The organism is Pseudomonas sp. UBA4194 (assembly GCF_002379585.1).
GTDB lineage: Bacteria > Pseudomonadota > Gammaproteobacteria > Pseudomonadales > Pseudomonadaceae > Aquipseudomonas.
The window spans coordinates 56,951-63,392 of sequence record NZ_DFUE01000080.1 but is presented as its reverse complement, the minus strand read 5'-3'; the positions used below and the strand labels follow the sequence as shown (position 1 = coordinate 63,392).

5 protein-coding genes are annotated in these 6,442 nt (G+C 63.8%); all 5 read right to left on the bottom strand.

Translation table 11 applies throughout. The features are described 5' to 3' along the window. Positions 1 to 70: 70 nt before the first annotated feature. The 5 genes from gabT to B3397_RS19665 all read right to left on the bottom strand — a co-directional run bounded on the left by gabT (position 71) and on the right by B3397_RS19665 (position 6,224). Positions 71 to 1,366 (bottom strand): 4-aminobutyrate--2-oxoglutarate transaminase, encoded by a 1,296-nt coding sequence (gene gabT / locus B3397_RS19685; RefSeq protein ID WP_296253307.1) that lies wholly within the window; start codon positions 1,364 to 1,366, stop codon positions 71 to 73. Positions 1,367 to 1,615: 249 nt separating this feature from the next. Continuing rightward, a complete protein-coding gene (locus B3397_RS19680; RefSeq protein WP_296253306.1) occupies positions 1,616 to 2,704 on the bottom strand; it encodes an ABC transporter ATP-binding protein in 1,089 nt (362 codons plus the stop codon). 90 nt (positions 2,705 to 2,794) lie between these two features. Continuing rightward, positions 2,795 to 4,255, bottom strand: a complete 1,461-nt coding sequence (locus tag B3397_RS19675) for an NAD-dependent succinate-semialdehyde dehydrogenase (RefSeq protein ID WP_296253305.1) — start codon at positions 4,253 to 4,255, stop codon at positions 2,795 to 2,797. A 251-nt stretch (positions 4,256 to 4,506) separates the two neighbouring features. Beyond that, positions 4,507 to 5,304 carry an ABC transporter permease gene (locus B3397_RS19670; RefSeq protein ID WP_296253304.1) on the bottom strand — a complete coding sequence of 266 codons (798 nt, stop codon included), beginning with the start codon at positions 5,302 to 5,304 and terminating at the stop codon, positions 4,507 to 4,509. Further along, a complete protein-coding gene (locus tag B3397_RS19665) occupies positions 5,304 to 6,224 on the bottom strand; it encodes an ABC transporter permease (RefSeq protein WP_296253302.1) in 921 nt (306 codons plus the stop codon). Before B3397_RS19665 ends, B3397_RS19670 begins: the two co-directional genes overlap by 1 nt. Positions 6,225 to 6,442 lie beyond the last annotated feature (218 nt).

Below are 6,442 nucleotides of genomic sequence, written 5' to 3'. Positions count from 1 at the left end.
GGCTGTACGCCGCTCCTACAGTGATTGCCCGTAGGAGCGGCGTGAAGCCGCGAAGGGGCCGGTGGCTTCCCTATGAATCTGTGGCGGCGGCCAGCGCTTTGTCGAGCATCTGCAATGCTTCTGTTACCTGTTCGGCCGTGGTCACCAGCGGCGCCAGGAAGCGCACCACGTTGCGGTACAGGCCGCACTTGATCACCAGCAAACCGGCATTGCGTGCCTCGTCGATGACCCGCTGGGTCAGGTCCGCGTCGGGGCTTTGCCGGGCATCGTTCTTGACCATCTCGATGGCCAGCATGAAGCCCAGCCCACGCACGTCGCCGATGCGCGGGTAGCGCTTCTGCAAGGCCAGCAAACCTTCGCGCATCTGCACGGCGCGCTGCTCGCCCTGGGCCAGCAGATCCTCCCGTTCGAACAGGTTGAGCACTGCCAGGGCCGCCGCACATGCCACCGCATTCCCCCCGTAGGTGCCCCCCAGTCCGCCGGGGGTGGGGGCGTCCATGATTTCGGCACGCCCCACCACGCCTGACAGCGGCATGCCGCCGGCCAGCGACTTGGCCACCGTGACCAGATCAGGCTTGATGCCCGCATGCTGGAACCCGAACATCGTACCGGTGCGGCCGAACCCGGCCTGGATTTCGTCGGCGATCAGCACGATGCCGTGCTGTGTGCACAACGCGCGCAGGGCCTGAAGGAACTCCGGCGGTGCGGCGAGGAAACCACCGTCGCCTTGCACCGGCTCGATCAGGATGGCGGCCACCCGGTCGGGCGCAACATCGCTGGCGAACAGCTCATGCAACTGCGCCAAGGCGTCATCGCTGCTGATGCCCCGGTAAGCGTTCGGGTAGGTGGCGTGATAGATCTCGGCGGGGAAGGGACCGAAGTTCTGTTTGTAAGGCTGGCTCATGCCGGTCAGCGTGACACCCAGCAAGGTGCGGCCATGGAAGCCACCGCGAAAGGAAATCACCGCCGGACGATTGGTGTAGCCACGGGCGATCTTGATCGCGTTTTCCACGGCCTCGGCGCCGGAGGTGAACAGCACGCTCTTGTAGTGCTCGTCGCCACCCACCAGTTTGTTCAGGCGCGCGGCCACCTCGATATAGCTCTCATAGGCCACCACCTGAAAGCTGGCATGGGAGATCTCGCCCACCTGGCGGCGCACCGCTTCCACCACGTCCGGGTGGTTATGGCCCACATTGAGTACACCGATGCCACCGACGAAATCCAGATAACGCTTGTTGTCCACGTCCCACAGCTGCGCACCGTGGGCGCGTGCGGCGACCACAGGGTGAGCGGTAGCGATACCTCGCGGTACGTGTTGTTCACGCAGGGCCAGCAGGCGTTGGTTTTGAGTCAGTGCAGAATTCATCTCGATCTCCGTGAGCGCCGAGCATGGCGGGGTGATGTGATCAGGATAAGGATTGGGCGAAATCACAAGCACTGAAGTTGGTGGCTGTGCTGTTGTGATCGGCTGTTTTGAGGGGGTAGGGCGGTAGATTCGGTTGTCTGGGTTTTTTTTGGGGCGGGGGTGGGGCAGGGCTGGCGCCTTCGCGGCTTTACGCCGCGCCTGCAGGGCATCGCTGCGATGCCTGTGGGCGCGGCGCCAGCCGATACACCCTCAAGCCCCGGCGCGTGGCACCACGATGGTGTCTTCGGGGTGCAGGCGCATCAGCATCGGCGAGCCGATCGGGGGCAGTCTCAGGTTGCCTTCGTGATGGCTGGGCTGGCGCAGGCTCACGGTCGGGCCGCCGTCCAGGTCCACGAACACCTTCAGGCTTTCCCCCTGGAACACGATGTCCGCCACACGACCGCGCAGGCGATTCCACTCCGGCCCGGCGCTGTCGTTGTCCAGCAGCAGTTTCTCCGATTGCAGGGCCAGGAACACATCACCCGACGCCGGCACCGGCCGCGTGGTGCGCAACGCTGTGCTGCCCAGGCTCAGGCCATTGGCCGCATCGCGCTGCAACGGCACCAGGGTGCTTTCGCCGATGAAGCTGGCCACGAAGTCGTCCGAGGGGTGGTCGTGCAGGCGGCGCGGCGTATCCACCTGCACCAACTGCCCGCCGCGCATGATGGCGATGCGGTCGCTCATGGTCAGGGCTTCGCGTTGGTCGTGGGTGACGTAGATCATGGTCGCGCCGAGGCGCTTGTGCAGGGCACGCAGTTCGATCTGCATGGTCTCGCGCAGCTGTTTGTCGAGCGCCGACAGCGGCTCGTCCATCAGGATCAGCTTGGGCTCGAAGACGATCGCGCGCGCCAGGGCCACACGCTGGCGCTGGCCGCCGGACAGGGCCGCGATGGAGCGGTTCTCGTAACCGGTCAGCTCTACCGTTGCCAGCGCCTGCTTGACCCGGTCGCGGCTCTTGGCCGCGTTCTCGCCACGGGCGCGCAACGGAAAGGCCACGTTCTCGCCGACGGTCATGTGCGGGAACAGCGCGTAATTCTGGAACACCACACCGATTTCACGCTTGTGCGGTGGCATCAGGGTGACGTCGCGCTCGCCGAACAGGATATTGCCCGAGCTGACGCGAATGAAGCCGCCCAGAATACTCAGCAGGGTGGTCTTGCCAGAACCCGATGGGCCCAGCAACGACATGAACTCGCCGGCTTCGACCTTGAGGTTGACGTTGTTCAACGCCTTGAGGCTGCCGTAGTGCTTGCTGACCTGGTTGACGCTGACCGATTCGAAACCTTCAGTGAAATTCATCTGCGATGCTCCAGAATAAATAATGTAGCAGCGGCGTAAGCCGCGTCAGCCCCGGCGTGTATGTCCGATGGGCGAGGTGGCCGCTTACGGTTAGTTGAGGCCGCCGATGTGCCAGGCTTTTACTTCGAGGAATTCGTCCAGGCCGTACTTGGAACCTTCACGGCCGGTGCCCGATTGCTTCATGCCGCCGAATGGCGCCACTTCCATGGAAATGATCCCGGTGTTCAAGCCGACCATGCCGAACTCCAGGCGCTCGCCCACGCGCCAGGCGCGGCGCATGTCCTGGGTGAAGTAATACGCACCCAGGCCATAGGGGGTGGCGTTGGCCAGCGTCAGGGCTTCGTCTTCGGTGTGGAAACGGAACAGCGGCGCCACCGGCCCGAAGGTTTCTTCGCTCGCCAGCAGCATGTCGGCGTTGGCCTCCAGCAGCACGGTAGGCTGGGCGTACAGCCCGTCGCCACCGGGCAGCCCGCCGATGGCCACGCTGGCGCCTTTCTCCACGGCGTCGCCGATATGACGCGCCACCTTGTCCACCGCCGCGGCATTGATCAGCGGGCCGATGGTCACGCCCTCGCCCAGGCCATCACCCACCTTCAGCTCGGCCACGGCCGCCTTCAAACGCTCGGCGAAGCGGGCGTAGATGCCGTCCTGCACCAGAATGCGGTTGGCGCATACGCAGGTCTGCCCAGCGTTGCGGAACTTGCTCTGCATCACCCCGGCAATGGCCAGGTCCAGGTCGGCGTCGTCGAACACGATGAAAGGTGCATTGCCGCCAAGTTCCAGGCTCAGACGCTTGATGGTGGACGCGCACTGGCTCATCAGCAGTTGGCCGACCCGGGTCGAACCGGTGAACGACAGCTTGCGCACCGCAGGGTTGCTGGTCATCTCGCCGCCGACACCCGCAGGCATCCCCGTCAGCACGTTGAACACACCGGCAGGAATGCCCGCGCGCTCGGCCAGTACTGCCAGCGCCAGGGCTGAGAGGGGTGTCATTTCCGATGGCTTGACCAGCACCGGGCAGCCTGCGGCCAGGGCCGGCGCGCACTTGCGGGTGATCATGGCGTTGGGGAAGTTCCATGGCGTGATCGCCGCCACCACGCCGATGGGCTGCTTGAGCACGATGATGCGACGGTCCGCTACGGGCGAAGGAATGGTGTCGCCATAGATGCGCCGTGCTTCCTCGGCGAACCATTTGACGAAGCTGGCGCCGTAGGCGATTTCACCACGGGACTCGGCCAGGGGCTTGCCTTGTTCGGCCGTCATGATCAGGGCCAGGTCTTCCTGGTTATCCATGATCAGTTGGTACCATTTTTCCAGCAGCTTGGCGCGCTCGGCGGCAGGCACTTCGCGCCAGGTGGCGAAACAGGCCTCGGCGGCGGCGATGGCACGCCGGGTTTCGGCCGCCTGCAAGGCGGGCACGTGGGCGATCACGCTGCCGTCGGCAGGATTGGTCACGGCCAGGGTGGCGCCGTCATCGGCAGTGATCCACTGGCCATTGGCGTAGGCGCGCTCGACGAGCAGGGAAGGGTCATGCAGTTGCTTGTTCAACATGATCAGGGTGCCTTTGCAGTCCGAACGATGGACCTAGTGTAAAAATGTCCGCGCAGTGGGCGATGCCGAGATGGGCCACGCAGCGGGGTGTGCATGCCGAATTGCAGTGGGGTGGCGGCAGGCTGTGCTGGGGGGGGTGTCAGTGCCGGCCTCATCGCGGGCAGAGCCCGCTCCCACAGGGATACTCGCCGCACTGGCGATCCCCTGTTGGGGGTTGGGCTTGAGGGAGAGGGGGCTAAAAGCAGCAACAATCACCCCTGCTTGTTGCGCCCTGCCACTACCACCAGAATCAACGACGCAAGAATCAATATCGAACTGATGGCGGCGATGGTCGGATCGATCTCGTCGCGCAGCGCGGTGAACATGCGCTTGGTCAGGGTCTGGTTGTCGCCACCGGAAATGAACAGCGCCACCACCGTTTCATCCAGCGAGGTGATGAACGCGAACAACGTTGCCGAGACCACGCTGGGCTTGATCTGCGGCAGGGTCACGGCCATGAACGCACGGAAGCGGTTCATGCCCAGGCTGCGAGCCACCATCTCTTGCGACATGTCGAAGTTACGCAGCCCGGCGAGCAGGGCGATGATCACGTAGGGCAGGGCCAGCATGATGTGCGCCAGCACCAGCCCGGTGAGCGAACTGATCAACCCGACGCGGGCATAGACGAAGAACACCCCGGCGGCGATCAGGATGATCGGCACCATCATGGGCAACAGCAGCACGATCTGCAGGGTGCGGATCACCTTCAGGCTGGAGTTGTTGATGGCGTAGGCGGCGGCCATGCCGATCGGCAGGCTCACCGCCGTCGTCACCACGGCCGTGATCAGGCTCACCCGTGCCGCCGACATCCATTCGGCACTCTGGAAAAACGCCTCGTACCAACGCAGCGACCACTCCTTGGGCGGGAACTGCAGGAAACGCGCCTCGGAGAACGACATCGGCACCACGATCAGCACCGGGATGATCAGGTACAACAGAATGGCCGCCACCACCACGGTGAACAGCAGGTGCGACAGACGAATCTGCCGCAGGTTGGCGAGGGTCTTCATCAGCGCGCTCCCAGAATGCGTTCGATGGGGATGAAGCGGTTGATGCCCCAGAAGATCAGGAACACCACGAACAGCAGCACCAGGCCCACGGCGCTGGCCGCGCCCCAGGCGTGGTAGAGCTCGACATTGCGCTGCACCAGCATCGACACCAGGATGGTACGGCCCCCGCCCAGCAGTTCAGGGGTGATGAAGAAGCCCAGGCAGATCACGAACACCAGGATCGAACCGGCCATCACGCCCGGCGCAGCCATGGGCAGGAACACCCGGCGGAAGGTGTAGAACGGCTTGGCACCCAGGCTTTCGGAGGCTTGCATCAGGTCTTGCGGAATTTTCTTCATCACCGAGTACAGCGGCAGCACCATGAACGGCAGCATCACGTGCAGAGTGCCGATCACCGTGCCGGTGGTGTTGTGCATCATGTTCAGGGGTTGATCGATGATGCCCATGTCCATCAGGGTCTGGTTGACCACACCGCGGCGTTGCAGCAACACCAGCCAGGCGTAGGAGCGCACCAGTACGCTGGTCCAGAACGGCAGGATCACGCAGATCAGGATCAGGTTGGCCCAGAAGCCGTGCAGCCGCGACGCGGCGTAGGCGATGGGAAAGCCCATGACGATGGACAGCAGGGTCACGATCAGGCTGATCTTGAAGGTCAGGTAGAAGGTGTCCCAGTAGATGCGTTCCTCGAAGATGCGCGCGTAGTTGGCCAGCGAGAAGCCTTCCTCGGTTTGCACCGACTGAAAGGCCAGCCAGCACATGGGCAAGATCAGCAGCACCACCACCATGAACAGCGCGGGGGCGAGCAGCAGCAACATCGAGGTGTTTTCCTTGCGCTCTTCGCGAGCCAGGGCATCGGCATTGCTGGCCGGTGGCTCACGGTGGGCGTCGGGCATGGATTTGGCGAGATAAGCGTTGGACATGGAACGATCCCTCACGGCTGCGGGCCGCTGGAGCGGCGCAGGCAGCTTGTTGTCGGTCGGTCAGGGCGACCCTCAGGGTTTAATGTACCGACAAGCCAAAGAACGAAGCGGCCTTAAAAGGCCCGCGCCGAAGTGGTTTGTTTTGTATTGATGGGGGTGGACGGCAGGTAATGCGTTGGGCTTTTGCGTCGGTGGTGGAGGGTCCCCTCACCCCAACC

Excerpts from the sequence above, each read along its gene's own strand:
- B3397_RS19680 (WP_296253306.1), bottom strand. The coding sequence starts at position 2,704 with ATGAATTTCACTGAAGGTTTCGAATCGGTCAGCGTCAACCAGGTCAGC.
- B3397_RS19665 (WP_296253302.1), bottom strand. The coding sequence starts at position 6,224 with ATGTCCAACGCTTATCTCGCCAAATCCATGCCCGACGCCCACCGTGAG.
- B3397_RS19670 (WP_296253304.1), bottom strand. The coding sequence starts at position 5,304 with ATGAAGACCCTCGCCAACCTGCGGCAGATTCGTCTGTCGCACCTGCTG.
- B3397_RS19675 (WP_296253305.1), bottom strand. The coding sequence starts at position 4,255 with ATGTTGAACAAGCAACTGCATGACCCTTCCCTGCTCGTCGAGCGCGCC.
- gabT (WP_296253307.1), bottom strand. The coding sequence starts at position 1,366 with ATGAATTCTGCACTGACTCAAAACCAACGCCTGCTGGCCCTGCGTGAA.